Here is a 1450-nt window from a genome sequence, read left to right as displayed (position 1 = left end):
TGCCGTTCGAGTATCTGGTGGAGGTGCTGAACCCGGCACGGTCGCTGGCGCATCACCCGCTGTTCCAGGTCATGCTCGCCCTGCAGAACGCACCCACCGCGAACGGCCGACGCCTCGACGGTCACACTCCTGACCTGGAGGTGTCGCTGGGCGCGGTCAACACCGGAGCCGTCCAGTTCGATCTGTTCGTCAACCTCATGGAGACGTGGACCGTCGACGGCCCTGCCGGCGGCATCCTCGGTGCGATCGAATACCGCAAGGACCTCTTCGACCGTGTGACCGTCCAGTCGCTGGTGGACCGCCTGTACCGGCTGTTGTCATCGGTCACCGCCGACCCGGACGCGTCGCTCGAGGGCATCGACTTGCTCGATGACGAGGAGCGCGCCCGCATTCACGGCGAGTGGAGTGGCCGGCGCCGCGACGTCCCGCACCTGTCTCTGCCGGAGCTGTTCGAGGCCCAGGCGCGCCGGTCCCCGCACGCGACCGCGGTGGTCTTCGGCGCCGAGGAGGTGACGTATGAACAGCTCAACGACCGGGCCAACCGAGTGGCATGGTCGCTGATCGACCGCGGTGTGGGCCCGGAGCAGGTGGTCGCTGTCTCGTTGCCCCGATCGGTGGAGCTGATCGTCGCGGTCCTCGGCGTGCTCAAGGCCGGCGCGGCGTACCTTCCGGTGGACCCCGGATATCCGGCCGAGCGCGTGAGCTTCATGCTCGCCGACGCCGGATGCGACGTCGTCCTCGACGACCCCACGGCGCTCTGGGCACCCGGTCGGCGCTCGGCCGACAACCCCGGTCAGGAGCACCGGGTGGGCATGCTGAGCGAGCAGAGCCCGGCGTACGTGATCTACACGTCGGGTTCGACGGGAACGCCCAAGGGTGTCGAGATGCCGGCCGGCGCGTTGCGCAACCTCCTCACCTGGCATCACCGGGAGATCGGTGGTGGTGCCGGGGACCGGGTCGCTCAGTTCACGACGATCAGCTTCGACGTCTCAGCGCAGGAGATCCTGTCTGCCCTGTTCACCGGTAAGACATTGGTGATCCCCGCCGACGAGGTGCGCAGCAGCGCGGAGAAACTGGCTGGCTGGCTCGCCGAGCAGCGCATCACCGAACTGTACGCGCCGGCGGTTGTCCTCGACGGCGTCAGCCGGTCCGCCAACGAGCTCGGGCTGACCCTGCCGGCGTTGCGGCACGTGGTGCAGGGCGGCGAGCCACTTCGGGTGACGGCTGATCTGCGCGCCTTCAGTGCGCGGCATCCGCAGGTACGGGTGCACAACCACTACGGACCTACGGAAACCCATGCCTGCACGGCCTACCTGCTGCCCGCCGACGTACGAGCGTGGTCCATGCCCGTGCCGATCGGCCGTCCGGTGGACAACTCGCGTGCCTACGTCGTCGACGACAGCATGCAGTTGGTGCCGGTGGGCGTGCCGGGTGAGTTGTATGTGGCCGG

Annotated in this window: 1 protein-coding gene; it reads left to right on the top strand. The window is 68.5% G+C overall.

Annotation, left to right across the window (positions count from 1 at the left end):
- Positions 1-1450 (top strand): non-ribosomal peptide synthetase (locus ADL15_RS14420; RefSeq protein WP_157441357.1); only part of this gene is annotated, 1450 nt, incomplete at both ends.

The sequence above is a fragment of the Actinoplanes awajinensis subsp. mycoplanecinus genome (genome assembly GCF_001509495.1).
Classification (GTDB): Bacteria; Actinomycetota; Actinomycetes; order Mycobacteriales; family Micromonosporaceae; genus Actinoplanes; species Actinoplanes palleronii.
Note: the sequence above shows the minus strand (reverse complement) of the source record. Positions and strands in the feature narration are given on the sequence as shown.